General features: G+C 70.2%; 14 protein-coding genes. 6 read left to right on the top strand and 8 right to left on the bottom strand.

Annotated elements, in window-relative coordinates; genetic code table 11:
• Positions 1 to 18: 18 nt before the first annotated feature.
• The 5 genes from prcA to arc all read right to left on the bottom strand — a co-directional run bounded on the left by prcA (position 19) and on the right by arc (position 5,562).
• Positions 19 to 864 carry a proteasome subunit alpha gene (gene prcA, locus ACQPZ4_RS35435; RefSeq protein WP_433045616.1) on the bottom strand — a complete coding sequence of 282 codons (846 nt, stop codon included), beginning with the start codon at positions 862 to 864 and terminating at the stop codon, positions 19 to 21.
• Between the two features lie 46 nt (positions 865 to 910).
• Positions 911 to 1,750 (bottom strand): proteasome subunit beta, encoded by an 840-nt coding sequence (gene prcB / locus ACQPZ4_RS35440; RefSeq protein ID WP_433045619.1) that lies wholly within the window; start codon positions 1,748 to 1,750, stop codon positions 911 to 913.
• 148 nt (positions 1,751 to 1,898) lie between these two features.
• Positions 1,899 to 2,114, bottom strand: coding sequence for a ubiquitin-like protein Pup (locus ACQPZ4_RS35445; RefSeq protein WP_033362892.1), 216 nt, complete (start codon positions 2,112 to 2,114; stop codon positions 1,899 to 1,901).
• Between the two features lie 47 nt (positions 2,115 to 2,161).
• Entirely contained in the window at positions 2,162 to 3,679 is a 1,518-nt protein-coding gene (gene dop / locus ACQPZ4_RS35450; RefSeq protein WP_433045623.1) for a depupylase/deamidase Dop, read from the bottom strand.
• A gap of 116 nt (positions 3,680 to 3,795) precedes the next feature.
• Positions 3,796 to 5,562, bottom strand: a complete 1,767-nt coding sequence (arc, locus tag ACQPZ4_RS35455; RefSeq protein WP_433045626.1) for a proteasome ATPase — start codon at positions 5,560 to 5,562, stop codon at positions 3,796 to 3,798.
• A 197-nt stretch (positions 5,563 to 5,759) separates the two neighbouring features.
• On the opposite strand from arc, the gene ACQPZ4_RS35460 reads away from it, so the two are divergent.
• The gene (locus ACQPZ4_RS35460) at positions 5,760 to 6,062 is read left to right on the top strand and encodes a ferredoxin (RefSeq protein WP_433045629.1); all 303 of its coding nucleotides are present in this window, start codon (positions 5,760 to 5,762) and stop codon (positions 6,060 to 6,062) included.
• Positions 6,063 to 6,204: 142 nt separating this feature from the next.
• On the opposite strand, the gene ACQPZ4_RS35465 is transcribed toward ACQPZ4_RS35460, so the two are convergent.
• Genes ACQPZ4_RS35465 through ACQPZ4_RS35475 form a run of 3 tightly spaced genes read right to left on the bottom strand, consistent with a single transcriptional unit; the run spans position 6,205 to position 8,952 of the window.
• A complete protein-coding gene (locus tag ACQPZ4_RS35465) occupies positions 6,205 to 6,774 on the bottom strand; it encodes a hypothetical protein (RefSeq protein WP_433045632.1) in 570 nt (189 codons plus the stop codon).
• The gene (locus ACQPZ4_RS35470) at positions 6,752 to 7,735 is read right to left on the bottom strand and encodes a tRNA (adenine-N1)-methyltransferase (RefSeq protein WP_433066797.1); all 984 of its coding nucleotides are present in this window, start codon (positions 7,733 to 7,735) and stop codon (positions 6,752 to 6,754) included. Before ACQPZ4_RS35470 ends, ACQPZ4_RS35465 begins: the two co-directional genes overlap by 23 nt.
• Positions 7,736 to 7,737: 2 nt before the next feature.
• Complete coding sequence (locus ACQPZ4_RS35475) at positions 7,738 to 8,952, bottom strand: site-2 protease family protein (protein WP_433045635.1); 1,215 nt, start codon at positions 8,950 to 8,952, stop codon at positions 7,738 to 7,740.
• 71 nt (positions 8,953 to 9,023) lie between these two features.
• On the opposite strand from ACQPZ4_RS35475, the gene ACQPZ4_RS35480 reads away from it, so the two are divergent.
• The 5 genes from ACQPZ4_RS35480 (at position 9,024) to ACQPZ4_RS35500 (ending at position 15,529) form a co-directional block, all read left to right on the top strand.
• Positions 9,024 to 9,872, top strand: a complete 849-nt coding sequence (locus ACQPZ4_RS35480) for a RecB family exonuclease (protein ID WP_433045638.1) — start codon at positions 9,024 to 9,026, stop codon at positions 9,870 to 9,872.
• 112 nt (positions 9,873 to 9,984) lie between these two features.
• Entirely contained in the window at positions 9,985 to 11,427 is a 1,443-nt protein-coding gene (locus ACQPZ4_RS35485) for a sensor histidine kinase (RefSeq protein WP_433045641.1), read from the top strand.
• Positions 11,424 to 12,098, top strand: a complete 675-nt coding sequence (locus tag ACQPZ4_RS35490) for a response regulator (protein ID WP_433045644.1) — start codon at positions 11,424 to 11,426, stop codon at positions 12,096 to 12,098. Before ACQPZ4_RS35485 ends, ACQPZ4_RS35490 begins: the two co-directional genes overlap by 4 nt.
• Positions 12,099 to 12,188: 90 nt before the next feature.
• Positions 12,189 to 12,968, top strand: a complete 780-nt coding sequence (locus tag ACQPZ4_RS35495; protein WP_433045647.1) for an ABC transporter ATP-binding protein — start codon at positions 12,189 to 12,191, stop codon at positions 12,966 to 12,968.
• Between the two features lie 5 nt (positions 12,969 to 12,973).
• Positions 12,974 to 15,529 (top strand): ABC transporter permease, encoded by a 2,556-nt coding sequence (locus tag ACQPZ4_RS35500; RefSeq protein WP_433045650.1) that lies wholly within the window; start codon positions 12,974 to 12,976, stop codon positions 15,527 to 15,529.
• The last annotated feature ends 49 nt before the right edge of the window (positions 15,530 to 15,578 follow it).

Raw genomic sequence — 15,578 nt, forward strand, 5'->3', positions numbered from 1 at the left:
CCCCGCCCTCCGAAAGCGTTACTCGTCCTCGGACTTCGGCTCGTCGGACTTCGGCTCGTCGGCCGGGGGCTCGGTGCCGCCGGAGGCGTTGTCGGCCGGAGTGCTCGGCGAGGCCGGCGGCTGCGGCTTGTCCTCCAGGCCCTCCTCGACGTCGGTCACGGCCGAGGCGTCCTCGAGGATCGCGGTCAGGGCGAGGCCGGTGAGCCGGCGGAAGGTGCGCCCGGGCCGGTTGCGGTCCAGGACCGCGACCTCCAGCTGGTGGGCCGCCAGCTGGCGCGGCTGGCCGTTCTCCCCGCCGACGCTCCCCAGACCCTCGACGGCCAGCTTCAGGGCCTCAGCGAGCGTCTGGTCGGGCCGCAGGCGGCTTTTCACGGCGGTGGCGATGGCGTCGGACTGCCCGCCCATGGTCACCATGCCCTGCTCGTCCTGGACCGAGCCGTCATAGGTGATCCGGTACAGCTCGTCGTCCTCCGCCGTCCCGCCCGCCTCGGCGACGCAGATCTCGACCTCGTAGGGCTTCTGCTCCTGGGTGAAGATCGCGCCGAGGTTGCGGGCGTAGAAGTTGGCGATCTGCCGGCCGGTCACGTCGCCGCGGGCGTAGGAGTAGCCGTGCAGGTCGGCCAGGCGGACCCCGGCCGAGCGCAGCGCCTCGAACTCGGGGTAGCGGCCCACGGCGGCGAACCCGATCCGGTCGTAGATCTCGCTGACCTTGTGCAGCGCGGTCGAGAGGTTCTCGGCCACGAACAGCACGCCGCCCTCGTAGCTGAGCACCATGACGCTGCGACCACGGGCGATGCCCTTGCGCGCGTACTCCGAGCGGTCCCGCATGATCTGCTCGGGCGAGGCGTAGAACTGCATGGCCACGGTGGCGGGTTCTCCTTCGGCTTCGGGGTTGGCAGCGGGCTGAGGTTCAGATGCCGGGGTTGTCGCGGCGCTCGGCGATGATCTCCTCGGCGACGGCCCTGGTCTCGTCGTCGCTGAGCCGCCGGGTGCCCTCGACCGTCGCGGTCATGATCACCGGGAAGATGTTGCGCAGCAGGTCCGGGCCGCCGGTCGCGGTGTCGTCGTCTGCGGCGTCGTAGAGCGCCTCGATCGCGAGCTTCGCGGCCTGCTCGGTGGTCACCCCGGGCCGGTAGCGCTTCTTGAGCGAGGACTTGGCGAACAGCGAGCCGGAGCCGATCGAGTCGTAGCCGCGCTCCTCGTACACGCCGCCCGCGACGTCGAAGCTGAAGATGCGCCCGGCCTTGTCGACGCTCTTGGCGTCCACGTCGAAGCCGGCGAACAGCGGCACCACGGCCAGGCCCTGCATCGCGGCGCCGAGGTTGTTGCGCACCATGCTGGCCAGCCGGTTGGCCTTGCCCTCCAGGGAGAGCATGCTGCTCTCGATCTTCTCGTAGTGCTCCAGCTCGACCTGGAAGAGCCGGATCATCTCCAGGCCGAAGCCCGCGGTGCCGGCCATGCCGACCAGCGAGTACGCGTCGGCGGCGAAGACCTTCTCGATGTCGCGCTGGGCGATGAGGTTGCCCATGGTGGCCCGCCGGTCGCCGCCCATGAGGACGCCGTCGGCGCAGGTGATCGCGACGATCGTGGTGGCGTGGGCGCTCACGTCGGCCGCCATCCCCGGCGGGAGCGGCCGCCGGCCCGGGAGCATCTCCGGCGCCACGCTCGACAGGAACTCAGTGAAGGACGAGGTCCCCGCGGCGTGGAACGCGGCGGGCGTGCGCCCTGAGTGGTCAAGACCCGACGGCAACGGAGCCCCTCCTCTGGTAGCAGTGTGGTGATCGACTGTAGTGCCCAACAATACGCCGCGACAGAGCCGGAAAGCGGCGCGCCACAAAGCTGTGGGCGAACACGCACCGCCCGCCCGGCAGGACCGGACGGGCGGCGGCGTGGTGCGGCTACTGGCCGCCCTTTTGCACGTATCCGCGGACGAATTCTTCGGCGTTCTCCTCGAGCACCGAGTCGATCTCGTCGAGGAGGTCGTCGACGTCCTCGCCCAGCTGCTCGACCCGCTCGGCTGTCTCCGGGTTGACCTCGGGCGCGGCGACGTCTTCCTCTTCGTCGCGCCGGGACTTTCCGGACTGGGACTGCCCGCCCGTATCCCTAGTAGCCATGCCTCATCCTCCTCGGGGGGACCACCAAACCAACCGCTGCATCGAACTTACCCGGAAGTGATCGCTTCCAGCAGATCCTTCGCACTCGGGCACTTGTCGAACAGCGCGCCGACGTGTTTCTTCGTCCCCCGCTCGGGCTCCATCATCGGAACCCGCACCAGGGACTCCCGGCCCACATCGAAGATGACGGAGTCCCAGCTGGCCGCCACCACCTCGGCGGGGTACTTGGCCAGGCAGCGGCCGCGGAAGTAGGCGCGGGTGTCGTCCGGCGGCTCGACGATCGCCCGCTGCACCTCCTCCTCGGTGAACAGCGTGGCCATCGACCCGCGGGCGACGAGCCGCTGGTACAGGCCCTTCTCGGGGCGCACGTCGGAGTACTGCAGATCGACCAGCTGCAGCTTGTGCGAGGACCAGCCGAGCGACTCGCGCTCCCGGTAGCCCTCCAGCAGCCGCAGCTTGGCCACCCAGTCCAGCTCGCCGGCGCACAGCATCGGGTCGCGCCCGAGCTTGTCCAGCGCGTCCTCCCAGCGGTCGAGCACGTCGAGGGTGATCTCGTCGGCGTCGTCGCCCTCGCGGCCCTCGACGAAGGCCCGGGCCCGCTCGTAGAACGCCCACTGGATGTCCAGCGCGGTGAGCCGGCGCCCGTCGCGCATGCGGATGAGGTGCTTGAGCGTCGGGTCGTGGCTGACGTTCTTGAGCTCGGTGACCGGGTCGGCGATGCCCAGGTCGCCGGCGAGCGACTTGTCCTCGATCATCGCGAGGATCAGCGACGTCGTGCCCACCTTGAGGTACGTCGAGATCTCCGACAGGTTCGCGTCGCCGATGATCACGTGCAGGCGGCGGTACTTGTCGGCGTCGGCGTGCGGCTCGTCGCGGGTGTTGATGATCGGCCGCTTCAGGGTCGTCTCCAGCCCGACCTCGACCTCGAAGAAGTCGGCGCGCTGGGAGATCTGGAAGCCCGGGCCCGAGCCGTCCTGGCCGATGCCGACCCGCCCGGCGCCGCAGACGATCTGCCGCGTCACGAAGAACGGGGTCAGATGCATGACGATGTCGGCGAAGGGCGTCTGGCGGCGCATCAGGTAGTTCTCGTGCGCGCCGTAGCTCGCGCCCTTGTTGTCGGTGTTGTTCTTGTACAGGTGGATCGGCAGCGTCCCCGGAATGCTCGCCGCGCGCCGGGACGCCTCGGCCATCACCCGCTCGCCGGCCTTGTCCCACAGCACGATGTCCCGCGGGTTGGTCACCTCGGGCGTGGAGTACTCGGGGTGGGCGTGGTCGACGTACAGCCGCGCGCCGTTGGTCAGTATCACGTTGGCGAGGCCGAGGTCCTCGTCGGCCAGCGCCTCGGCGGGGTCGTAGAGGGCACCCGAATAGGTGAACCCGCGGGCGTCGCGCAGCGGCGACTCCTCCTCGTAGTCCCACCGGGCCCGGCCGTTCTTGGAGAGCTCGGGCCGCGCCCCGTAGGCGTTGACCACCTGGGAGGACGTGACCATCGGGTTCGCACCCGGCTGGCCGGGCACGGACACGCCGTACTCGACCTCGGTGCCCATCACGCGCCGCACACTCATGAGACAACCCTAGTCGTATCGTCGGCCACCCGGCTCGCTCGGACGGGCCAGTTTGCCTGCAAGCTTAAGCGGGCGGTGACCAATTGGTCACCGCCCGCTCGTCGCTCGATCAACATTTACAGGTATTGGCCGGTGTTGGTCGCCGTCTCGATGGAACGGCCGGCCTCGGCGCCCTTGCCGCCGGAGACGAGCGTGCGGATGTACACGATCCGCTCGCCCTTCTTGCCGGAGATCCGGGCCCAGTCGTCGGGGTTGGTGGTGTTGGGCAGGTCCTCGTTCTCGCGGAACTCGTCGACGCACGAGTCCAGCAGGTGTTGCAGGCGGACGCCCTTCTGGCCGTTGGACAGGAAGTCCTTGATCGCCATCTTCTTGGCCCGGTCGACGATGTTCTGGATCATCGCGCCCGAGTTGAAGTCCTTGAAGTACAGGACCTCCTTGTCGCCGTTGGCGTAGGTCACCTCGAGGAAGCGGTTCTCCTCGGTCTCGGAGTACATCCGCAGCACAACCGCGTCGATCATGGCCGCGACCGTCGCGTCCTTCGAGTCACCGTGCTCGGTGACGTCGTCCTTGTGCAACGGCACGTCGGTCAGGATGTACTTCGAGAAGATGTCCTTGGCCGCCTCGGCGTCCGGCCGCTCGATCTTGATCTTCACGTCGAGCCGGCCGGGGCGCAGGATGGCCGGGTCGATCATGTCTTCCCGGTTCGATGCGCCGATGACGATGACGTTCTCCAGGCCCTCCACGCCGTCGATCTCGCTGAGCAGTTGGGGGACGATCGTGTTCTCCACGTCGGAGGAGACGCCGGAGCCGCGGGTGCGGAACACGGAGTCCATCTCGTCGAAGAACACGATGACGGGCGTACCCTCGCCGGCCTTCTCGCGGGCCCGCTGGAAGATCAGCCGGATGTGCCGCTCGGTCTCGCCGACGTACTTGTTGAGCAGCTCGGGACCCTTGATGTTGAGGAAGTAGCTGGTCTGCCGCTCCTCGCCGCGCCGCTCGGCGATCTTCTTCGCCAGCGAGTTGGCCACCGCCTTCGCGATGAGGGTCTTGCCGCAGCCGGGCGGGCCGTAGAGCAGCACGCCCTTCGGCGGGCGCAGCTTGTGCTCCCGGAAGAGCTCGGCGTGCAGGAAGGGCAGCTCCACCGCGTCGCGGATCTGCTCGATCTGCGGAGAAAGTCCACCGATGTCCTCGTAGTCGACGTCGGGCACCTCCTCCAGGACCAGCTCCTCGACCTCGCTCTTCGGGATGCGCTCGTACGCGTACGCCGAGCGCGGCTCGATCATGAGCGAGTCACCGGCGCGCAGCGGCGCGTCGGCGATGGTGTGCGCCAGGTGGACGATCCGTTCCTCGTCGGCGTGTGAGACGACGAGGGCCCGGTCACCACCCTCGAGGACCTCCTTCAACATGACGACCTCGCCGACCCGCTCGTAGCCGAGCGCGTCGACGATGTTCAGGGCGTCGTTGAGCAGGACCTCCTGGCCTCGGCGCAGCTCCTCGGTCTCGATGGCCGGGGAGACTGCCACGCGCAGCTTGCGCCCGCCGGTGAAGACGTCGACAGTGCCGTCGTCATGGCGGGCGAGGAAGACGCCGTAGCCGCTCGGCGGTTGCGCCAGGCGGTCGACCTCCTCCTTCAGCGTCACGATCTGGGCTCGGGCCTCCTTGAGGGTGGCCACGAGCCGCTCGTTGTTTTCGGTCAGCCGGGCAATCTGCGCCTGTGCTGCGGCGAGCCGCTCCTCGAGCTGTCGCACGTGTCGCGGTGTCTCCGTCAGCTTGCGCCGCACCAGGGCGAGTTCCTCCTGAAGAAACGCGACCTGCGTGGAGAGATCGTGGGCGTCCTTCTCCCATCGTGCGGCGCGCGTCTCCGCGTCGTCGCTGCGTGCCACGTCCCACCTCCCCGGGGGCTTTGAACGTTGTGCTCTAACACTAACTGCTGATCGGCGGTTCAGGCCCCCTCGAACACGTGCGCCACAGGGTGTTTACAAATCCGGGATGCTCGAAGGGCCCTCTCCAGTACCCTTTCCGGCCCGCTGCGGCGTGTGTCACGGCCCCCTGCACGGTTTCGGCCCCGTCGGGTAGCGTCATGGTGGTGAGCGTGGAGACTACCCAGGACAATCTGCAGGTGTGGGTCGACCAGGACCTGTGCACCGGCGACGGGCTCTGCGTGCAGTACGCCCCCGAGGTCTTCGAGTTCGACGTGGACGGGCTGGCGTACGTGAAGGGCCCCGACGGGGAGCTGCAGCTGGCACCCGGCAGCCGGGTCGGCGTGCCCTCCCACCTGCGGCTCGAGGTCATCGACGCGGCCAAGGAGTGCCCCGGCGACTGCATCCACGTGCGCCGCGAGTCCGACGACGCGCCGGTCGCGGGCCCCGACGCCGAGGACTGACCTCACCCGATTTGCCCGTGAATGAATCCCCGCGTGAATTTCGGATCGCGGGGATTCACCTGGTCGCCCGCCCGGGCTCGAACCGGCCGGCCGATGGCGATCAGCGCATCGGACGACCGGTCCCAGAGCATCGGGTGACCGGTCAGAGCATCGGCTTGCCGACCAGCGAGCTCACCAGGCGGGCGAACTCCTCGAGCCGGGCGATCTGACCCGCCCCGCCGTCGTCGAGGGTCTTGCCGAAGCGCAGCGCGTCGTGGCGGATCACCGAGCCGGCCTCCTCGGCCGCCACGTTGGCCTCGTCCAGCGACGTGAGCAGCAGATACACGTCCACGCTGTCGACCCGGTGGCTGCCGTTGGGGTTGCGGCTGATGCGCCGCCGGCAGCCGACCTCGGTCACCGCCGAGAGGGCCACCACCCGCAGCGAGGACGTCATCGAGCCCGGCGGGGCCTCCTCCGGCGGGATGTCCTCGCCGTGCCACAGGATCAGCCGGTTGCCGTCGCAGACGACGACCTCCTGCCAGACCCCGTTCACGTCGTTGACGAACCGCTCCAGGGTGAAGCCCAGCACGCTCTGCCCGCGCAGCACGCCGGCCATGGCATCGAGCGCGATGTCCGGATCGCGCAGGTATGCCCGGGCCGCCGACTCCAGGTCCGGGTACGGTGACCAGTCCGGAAAGACCGCGGGTAGGTCACTGAAGCTCGGTCGGCTCATGCCCTTCGGCCTCCTCGTCTGCCCGTGCGGCCGCGGCGGCCGCCAACCGCCGTGCCGCGTACGCCTCGGCCCCCTTGCTCGGTTTGCGCCGGCGCGGCGGCGCGGTGACGCCCGGAGCGAGCTTCCGGGCGCTGACCAGGAACGCCGTGTGCGCGATCATGCGGTGGTCGGGCCGGACGGCCAGACCCTCCGCGTGCCAGTCGCGCACCAGGCTCTCCCACGCACGAGGTTCGGTGTAGCCACCATCCTCGCGCAAGGCCTCCACCAATTCCGACAATTGGGGCGTTGTCGCCACATAGCCGATGAACACCCCGCCGGGGATCAGCGCCCGCGACACGAGCGGAAGGATCTCCCACGGGGTGAGCATGTCTAGGATTATCCGATCAAACCCGGCGTCTTCGCAGCCGGCCACGTCACCGACCCGCAAGGTCCACCCGGGCTGCGGTCCGAGGAAGGCCTCGACGTTGCGCCGGGCGATCGCCGCGAAGTCCTCCCGCATCTCGTACGACGTCACGCTGCCCTCCGGGCCAACCGCCCGCAGGAGTGAGCAGGTCAGCGCGCCGGAGCCGGCCCCCGCCTCGAGGACCCGGGCGCCCGGGAAGATGTCGCCCATGGCCACGATCTGGGCCGCGTCCTTGGGGTAGATCACCTGCGCGCCGCGCGGCATGGACAGCACGTAATCGCTCAGGAGCGGACGCAACGCCAGGTAGCCGGTGCCGCCGATGCTCACCACGCTCCCGTCGGGTGCGCCGATGAGCTCGTCGTGGGCGAGTCGCCCGCGGTGGGTGTGGAACTCCTTGCCCGGCTCCAGCACGATGGTGTGCATCCGGCCCTTGGGGTCGGTGAGCTGGACCCGGTCGCCGGGGACGAAGGGGCCCCTCCGGACCGCGGCGCGGCCGGGACCGTGGTCAGTTCCAGCCGCGCGAGCTGCTGCGGTCGGGGTCTGGGCGGGGCTTTCCACGGTCACGTGCTGTTCCTCCGGACGGTCGGCCTGCGCGGCCGCCGGTTCGGGGCCACCAGGGAGACGAGCTCGGCGCCGCGCAGGACGCCGTGCACATCCTCGCCTGTGACCACCAGGTACTCGCCGCCCGGGTCGTCCCTGATCGCCGCGAGCAGGTCGGCGCCCCGCAGATCGCCGACGAGCACGTGCTCGGGGTCGATGCGCCGGGTGACGTCGCCGAGCGGCACCCAGGGCCTTCGCTCCGCCGGTACCGCCCGGGCCGACGCCCCGTGCACGAAGCCCTGGAGGCTGCCGTTGGAGTCGACGACCGCGACCACCGGCCGGCGCTCGCCCTCGCCGAGGGCCGCGATCCGGTCGGCCTCCGACAGCGGGGTGCTCGCGGTGAGGGCGACGATCGGGTGGGCGAGCTCGCGGGCGCTGAACGGCGGCAGGTTGCCGACCACCTTCGCGTGCCGGATCGCCTGGCCCGCCCCGACCCACATGGTCAGCGCCACGAGCAGCGTGAACAGCACCCCGAAGTACCCCTTGACCAGGGGCGAGAAGAGCAGCAGGACGGCCACGGCGGCGGTCGCGAGGGCCAGCAGCCGGCCGACCCAGCCGGCCACGATCCGCCCGGTGTTGGGGTCGCCGGTCAGCTTCCAGACCAGCGCCTGCAGGGCCCGGCCGCCGTCCAGCGGCAGCCCCGGCAGCGCGTTGAACACGGCCACGACGATGTTGGACAGGGCGAGCTGGAACGCGAACGTCTCCGCGATGCCGCCCGGGGGCAGGATCGCGGCGGCGCCGGCGGCCAGCAGCCCCAGCACGAGCGAGACGACCGGTCCGGCCAGCGAGACGTACAGCTCGACGCCCGGCCGCGGCGCCTCCCGCTCCATCTCGGTGTAGCCGCCCAGCATCTCCAGCGTGATGCCCCGCACACCGATGCCGCTGTGCCGGCTGGTGACCGCGTGCCCGAGCTCGTGCAGCAGCACCGAGACCAGCAGGCAGACCACGAACCCGAAGCCGACGGCCAGCCCGGTGGTCAGCGTCAGCTGCTCCGACCGGCTCGAGAGGTACTGGCCATACGTGATCGTGATCAGGGCGGCGAGCAGCAGCCAGGAGGGCGCCAGGGAGATCGGGACGCCGGCGATCCGGCCCAGCGGGATGCCCGATCCCCGCTCCCGGGGCTGCTGACGGGCAGCCGGCGACGCCGGCGCGGATGCCGTGCGGTGTTCGTCCATTGCCCCCGATGCTACGGGTTCGGCGGTTCGTGGCGAGTTTTCTGTCGTACCCCCCGTTTAACCTCTTGGGCATGACGGTGCCTGTTACCTCCGCCCTGCCCACCCTGTCGCCGTCGCGCGCCGCGGACTTCAAGACGTGTCCCCTGCTGTACCGCTTCCGCAGCATCGACCGCCTGCCCGAGCGGCCGACCCCGGACCAGGCCCGCGGCACCCTGGTCCACGCCGTGCTCGAGGTGCTCTTCGACGCCCCGGCCGGCGAGCGCACCCCGGACCGCGCCGCCGAGCTGGCCGCGCCGCAGTGGGCCCGGCTGGTCGAGGAGGAGCCGGAGCTCGCCGCGATCTTCACCGGGACGCCGCTCACGCTGGACGAGTTCCTGCACGAGGCGCGGGAACTCCTCGGGGGCTACTTCGCGCTGGAGGACCCGAACCGGCTGGAGCCCGCCGACCGGGAGGCCTACGTGGAGGCGCAGGTGGACGGGCGGCTGACGATCCGCGGCATCATCGACCGCCTGGACGTCTCCCCCGCCGGCGACATCCGGGTGGTCGACTACAAAACGGGCGGGGCGCCCCGCGAGGCCTTCGAGGCCCGGGCGATGTTCCAGCTCAAGTTCTACGCCCTTGTTCTGTGGAAGACCCGAGGCGTGGTGCCCCGGGTGCTGCGGCTGATGTACCTGCGGGATCGCGAGGTGTGCGACTTCGCCCCGGACGCGGACGACCTGGAGCGGTTCGAGCGGACGCTGCTGGCTTTGTGGCAGGCGATCGCGGCGGCCACGGCGGCGAAGGACTTCCGGCCGAAGCCTTCCCGGTTGTGTGCCTGGTGCGCGCATCAGGCGCTGTGCCCGGCCTACGGCGGGACGCCGCCGGAGTTTCCGGTGGCGGGGGATGCTGGGACGGGTGAGGTCGTCGTTGAGCGCGACTGAGTGAGGTGGTTGGGCCAGGGGGGCCGGGGGGCCGGGGGGGCCGGGGGCAGGGTGGAAGAACACAGGCCAACGAGACCCCGTCCTGGCGCGAGGTCTGCAACGAGACCCCGTCGTGGACGAGGCGGCCCACGTGATCCCGTCGTGCGCGTGGCGTGGCGTGGCGGGTGGTGATCTGCGTCTCACGGCGGGCGGGATCGGCCTCGGCGGGGTGCCGGGGCGTTCTCAGGGGTCGGTCTTGGCGGGGTTGCGGCGTCATCCTCGGCGCTTCGGGGCTCCTCCCTGGGGAGGAGGGCGAGTAGCACGCGGCGATGAACGCCGATCGCCTCGCAGCCGATACCGTCGAGACATGGGCCGCGTGCGGGAGTTGCTGGGGCGGCGGGGGAACCCGCTCGCCCAGGACGTCGCTCTCGCCGTGCTGCTCCTGGGGATCAGCACGGCGCTCGAGTCGCTCGCGCAGCGGGCGTTCGGGGTGGCCGACCTGCCGGCGCAGCTGGTGTACGACGGCATCGGCATGGTCGCCGTGGCGCTGCGGCGGCGGTGGCTGTGGCTCGCCGTCGGCTGGACCTCGCTGCACATTCTGGTGCCGTTCGCCGGGCGGTGGGAGCTCGTCGACGGCGGGCTCGGGATCATTGTCGTCACCTATACCGCGGCCGCGTATCTGCCGGTGCGAATCGCGACCCTGGCCGCCGTTGTCATGTGGGTGCCCGGGATGACCATGGCGCTCGTGGTCGGGCGGACCGGGGCCAGTGCGTTCTATCCCGACGCGAAAATCTTCTTTGCCTTCAATGCGATGAGTGCGCTCGTGTGTTTCACCATCGGGCGGACGGTGGCCACCCGGCGGGCGTATATCGCGGCGCTGGAGGATCGGGCGCGGACCGCCGAGAATACGCAGCGGGCGCTGACCGAGAAAGCGGTCGCCGAGGAGCGGCGGCGGATCGCCCGGGAACTGCACGACGTCGTCGCGCACCACGTCAGCGTCATGGGAGTGCTGGCCACCGGGTCGCGGCGGATGTTGTCGCGGGACCCGCACGCGGCCGATGAGGCGCTGGCGACCATCGAGGAGACCGGGCGTACGGCGCTGCGGGAGATGCGGCGCCTGCTCAGCGTGCTGCGGACCGAGACCGAGCCCGCCGGGGAGCTCGCGCCGCAGCCGGGACTGGCCGGCATCGAGGGGCTCGTCGAGCAGATCCGCGAGGCGGGGCTGCCGGCGAAACTGCGGGTCGACGGGGAGCCCGGGATGCTCGATCCCGGTGTTTCGCTCACGCTCTATCGCATTGTGCAGGAGGCGCTCACCAATGCGCTCAAGCACGCGGGGGCGGCCACCGTCGAGGTGCGGCTCACCTTTACGCCGTCCGATGTGACCGTGGAGATCTGCGATACCGGGCGCGGGCCGCAGATCGGCACGGCGGCGGTCGGGCACGGATTGCTCGGCATGCGGGAACGCGTGATGTTGTACGGCGGAACCCTGCGCACCGGGCCGCGCCCCGGTGGCGGATATCGTGTGCATGCTCGTATTCCGATCGAGGTACCGGCAGAAAGGCAGTTGGCGAGTTGACGTCAGCACGACCGATCCGGCTGTTGCTCGCCGACGACCAGCCGCTGTTGCGCACCGGGTTCCGGATGGTGCTCGGGGGCGAGCCCGACCTGGACATCGTGGCCGAGGCCGGGGACGGGGTCGAGGCCGTCGAGCTGGCCCGGCGCCTGCTGCCCGACGTGGTGCTCATGGACATCCGGATGCCCCGGATGGACGGGGTGGCGGCGACCCGCGCGATCGTCGACGCCAAGCTGCCGGTCCGGGTGCTCATCCTGACCACGTTCGACCTGGACGAGTACGTCGTCGGGGCGCTGCGGGCCGGGGCCAGCGGGTTCCTGGCCAAGGACGTGCCGGCCGACGACCTGGTCATCGCCATCCGCACCGTGGCCGCCGGGGAGGCCGTGGTCGCCCCGCGGATCCTCAAGCGGCTGCTGGACAAGTTCGCCGACACGCTGCCCGATCCGGCCGCCGAAGCCCCTCAAGACCTGCGGGTGCTGACCGATCGGGAACGTGAGGTGCTCGTACAGCTCGCCAAGGGGCTGTCCAACGCCGAGATCGCGCGTGCACTCTCCGTGAGCGAGACGACCGTCAAGACGCATGTCGGGCATGTGCTCACGAAGCTCGGCCTCCGCGACCGGGTGCAGGCCGTCGTCCTCGCGTACGAGACGGGACTGGTCCGGCCCGGGTCCTGAGCTCGTCCTCGGGGACGAGGGAACGCATCGGCCGCGGTCTTAGCGTGAAGTGGACAAGCCAGTGGCACCACTTCACGAGGGGGACTGAGCGTGACCACGAACGTCACGACCCAGGGCGGCATCGCCGCTCGCGCGGCCGACGTCTGGAAGGTCTACGGCAGCGGCGAGGCGCAGGTCATCGCGCTGCACGGGGTGAGCGTCGAACTCGAGCGCGGGCATTTCACCGCGATCATGGGCCCGTCGGGGTCGGGTAAGTCGACGCTGATGCACACGCTCGCGGGCCTGGACACCGTCAACCGCGGCGACATCTTCATCGGCGACACCCGGCTCACCGGGATGTCCGACAAGGATCTCACCAACCTGCGCCGCACCAAGGTCGGCTTCATCTTCCAGCAGTTCAACCTGCTGCCCACGCTGACGGCGGAGGAGAACATCCTGCTGCCGCTGTCGATCGCGGGCCGCAAGCCGGACTCCGCGTGGTACGACACCGTGATCAAGACGGTCGGGCTCGGCGACCGGCTCGGGCACCGGCCCAGCCAGCTCTCCGGCGGCCAGCAGCAGCGCGTCGCCTGCGCCCGCGCGCTGGTCTCCCGGCCCGAGGTCATCTTCGCCGACGAGCCCACCGGCAACCTCGACTCCCGCTCGGGCGCCGAGGTGCTGTCGTTCCTGCGCAACTCCGTGCGCGAGTTCGGCCAGACGATCGTCATGGTCACCCACGACCCGAACGCGGCCTCCTACGCCGACCGGGTCATCTTCCTCGCCGACGGCAAGATCGTGGACGAGCTGCGCGACCCCACCGCCGAGGCCGTCCTCGACAAGCTCAAGGGCCTGGACAGTGCGGGCGGCCGCCTGGCCGGCGAGGTGGTCTGACCGCCATGCTCAAGGCGACCCTGAAGAGCCTGCTCGCGCGCAAGCTGCGGCTGACGCTGTCGACCCTCGCGGTCGTGCTGTCGGTCATGTTCGTGTCCGGCTCGCTCGTGCTCACCGACACGCTCGGGCGCACCTTCGACAACCTGTTCGCCAACATCTACACGTACACCGACGTGCAGGTCTCGGCCAAGCCCGCGGTCGACACCTCGCAGGGCGGCGGCCAGGACACCAACACGCCGTTCCCGGCCTCGACGGTGGAGAAGGTCGCGGCCATGCCCGGCGTGGGCAAGGCGACCGGCCAGGTCTTCCTCAACGGGGCCCAGCCGGTCGGCAAGAACGGCAAGATCGTGCTCAACCAGACCGGCCAGCAGTTCGGGGCCAACTGGACGGGCGAGGACGACCTCGTGCACCTGCTGTCCGGCCGCGGCCCGCAGGCCGACGACGAGGTCGTCATCAACAACGGCCTGGCCAAGACCGCGAACCTCAAGCTCGGCGAGAAGATCGACGTGATCACCCGCGACCAGCAGCGGGGCTCCTACACGATCGTGGGGCTGCTGCAGTACGCCGGCGGGCGGGACTCCATGGCCGGCGAGAGCGCCGTCTTCTTCACCACCGACAAGGCCCAGGTGTCGATGCTCGGCAAGACCGGGCAGTTCAACGTCATCGACGTGCGGGCGGCGTCCGGGGTCAGCGACGACCAGCTGCGCGACACCGTCAAGGCCGGCCTCGGCGACCAGTTCGTGGTGCAGACCGGCAAGCAGCTCTCCGAGGAGTCCAGCAAGGGCATCAAGGACATCCTCAAGTACTTCAACTACATCCTGCTCGGCTTCGGCGCCGTGGCGCTGCTGGTCGGCGTGTTCCTGATCCTCAACACGTTCTCGATCATCGTGGCCCAGCGCACGCAGGAGCTGGCGCTGCTGCGGGCGATGGGGGCGGCGCGGGGGCAGGTGCTGCGGTCGGTACTGCTGGAGGCCCTGCTCATCGGCGTTGTCGGCTCGCTGTTCGGGTTCCTGGTCGGCCTGGGGCTGGGGGCGCTGGGCGCGCAGGCGTTCGTGAGCCTCGCCGACGGCGCGCAGGTCGCGGGCCTGGGGTTCCCGATCTCGGCGATCATCGCGTCGTTCGCGATCGGCATCGGCGTCACGATCCTCGCCGCTCTGATGCCGGCCGTGAAGGCGTCGCGGGTCGCGCCGATCGCCGCGATGCGCGAGTCGGCCGCCCCCGACCGGCCGCTGACCCGGCTCACCGTCTCCGGCGCGGTCATCACCGCCCTGGCCGGCGGCGCGCTGGTCTGGGGCCTGACCGGGGCCGGCGGCGCCACCCTGGCGCTGGTCTTCGGCGGCGTGCTCGGCGTGCTCATCGGCGTCGCGCTGCTCACCCCGATCATCTCCAAGCCGGTGGTGGCCGGGATCGGCGCCGCGCTGTCCTGGTCGATCCCGGGCAAGCTCGGGCGGCGCAACTCCTCGCGCAACCCGCGCCGCACGGCGATCACGGCCGGCGCGGTCATGGTCGGCATCGCGATCGTGACGGCGATCAGCACCATCTTCACGTCGCTGTCCACGGCGCTGGGCGACACGATCGACCAGGACCTCGCGGCCGACGTCGTCGTGCTCGGCCAGCAGACCAGCGAGATCCCGCCGGTCATCACCCCGGAGCAGCTGCAGCAGATCAAGGACCTCCCCGACGTGAGTACGACCGCCGCGTTCACCGCCGACGCGGTGACCGTGAACGGCGAGCAGCAGTTCGTCACGTCGTACCTCGACCCGGCCGCGGTCGCCACCGTGCTCAAGCTCAAGGCGAACGAGGGGCGCATCGACCGGCTCGGCGCGGGCGAGTTCATCGTGGACCGCAGGACCGCCGACGACCGCAAGCTCAAGGTGGGCGACACGATCGCGGTCACGTTCGCCAAGGGCCAGCAGAAGACGCTCACGCTGGTCGGCATCTCCGACCCGACGAACGTCGCCGGCGGCATCGTGGTGGACTACGCCGACGCGGAGGCGGGCTTCACCTTCCCGCAGCCCTGGCAGGCGTTCATCACGATCAAGGACGGCGCGTCCGTGACCGCGGTCAAGGACCAGGTCAACGAGGTGCTCAAGGACAACCCGAAGGTCCAGGCGTACACCAAGGACGAGTACATCAGTACCAATCAGCAGGGCTTCGACTCGATCCTGGTGATCGTGCAGGTGCTGCTGCTGATCGCGCTGTTCATCTCGGTCCTGGGGGTGATCAATACGCTGCTGCTGTCGGTCATCGAGCGGACCCGGGAACTGGGGATGCTGCGGGCCGTGGGGCTGCGCCGCGGGCAGACCTGGCGGATGGTGACGACGGAGTCCATCGTCATCACGGTCTTCGGCACGCTGCTCGGCCTGGTCGTCGGCGCGGGGCTGGGGGCGGCGATCGTCACGGCGCTCAAGGACGTCCTCGGGTTCGGCGCGGTCACCCTGCCGTGGGCGCTCATGGTGGTGTACTTCATCGCCTCGATCGTCGTCGGCGGGATCGCGGGCCTCATCCCGTCGGTACGGGCGGTCCGGCTCAACATCCTGGGCGCCATCGCGTACGAGTAGCGGGCGCCTCGCGCACCACGGGCCGCGGTCACCTCGGGTGGCCGCGGCC

The organism is Dactylosporangium sp. CS-033363 (genome assembly GCF_050942475.1).
GTDB lineage: Bacteria > Actinomycetota > Actinomycetes > Mycobacteriales > Micromonosporaceae > Dactylosporangium.

Bases quoted from the DNA above. Each gene is read 5' to 3' on its own strand.
- ACQPZ4_RS35445 (WP_033362892.1), bottom strand. From the start codon at position 2,114: ATGGCTACTAGGGATACGGGCGGGCAGTCCCAGTCCGGAAAGTCCCGG.
- dop (WP_433045623.1), bottom strand. From the start codon at position 3,679: ATGAGTGTGCGGCGCGTGATGGGCACCGAGGTCGAGTACGGCGTGTCC.
- ACQPZ4_RS35460 (WP_433045629.1), top strand. From the start codon at position 5,760: ATGGTGGTGAGCGTGGAGACTACCCAGGACAATCTGCAGGTGTGGGTC.
- ACQPZ4_RS35465 (WP_433045632.1), bottom strand. From the start codon at position 6,774: ATGAGCCGACCGAGCTTCAGTGACCTACCCGCGGTCTTTCCGGACTGG.
- ACQPZ4_RS35475 (WP_433045635.1), bottom strand. From the start codon at position 8,952: ATGGACGAACACCGCACGGCATCCGCGCCGGCGTCGCCGGCTGCCCGT.
- ACQPZ4_RS35480 (WP_433045638.1), top strand. From the start codon at position 9,024: ATGACGGTGCCTGTTACCTCCGCCCTGCCCACCCTGTCGCCGTCGCGC.
- ACQPZ4_RS35500 (WP_433045650.1), top strand. From the start codon at position 12,974: ATGCTCAAGGCGACCCTGAAGAGCCTGCTCGCGCGCAAGCTGCGGCTG.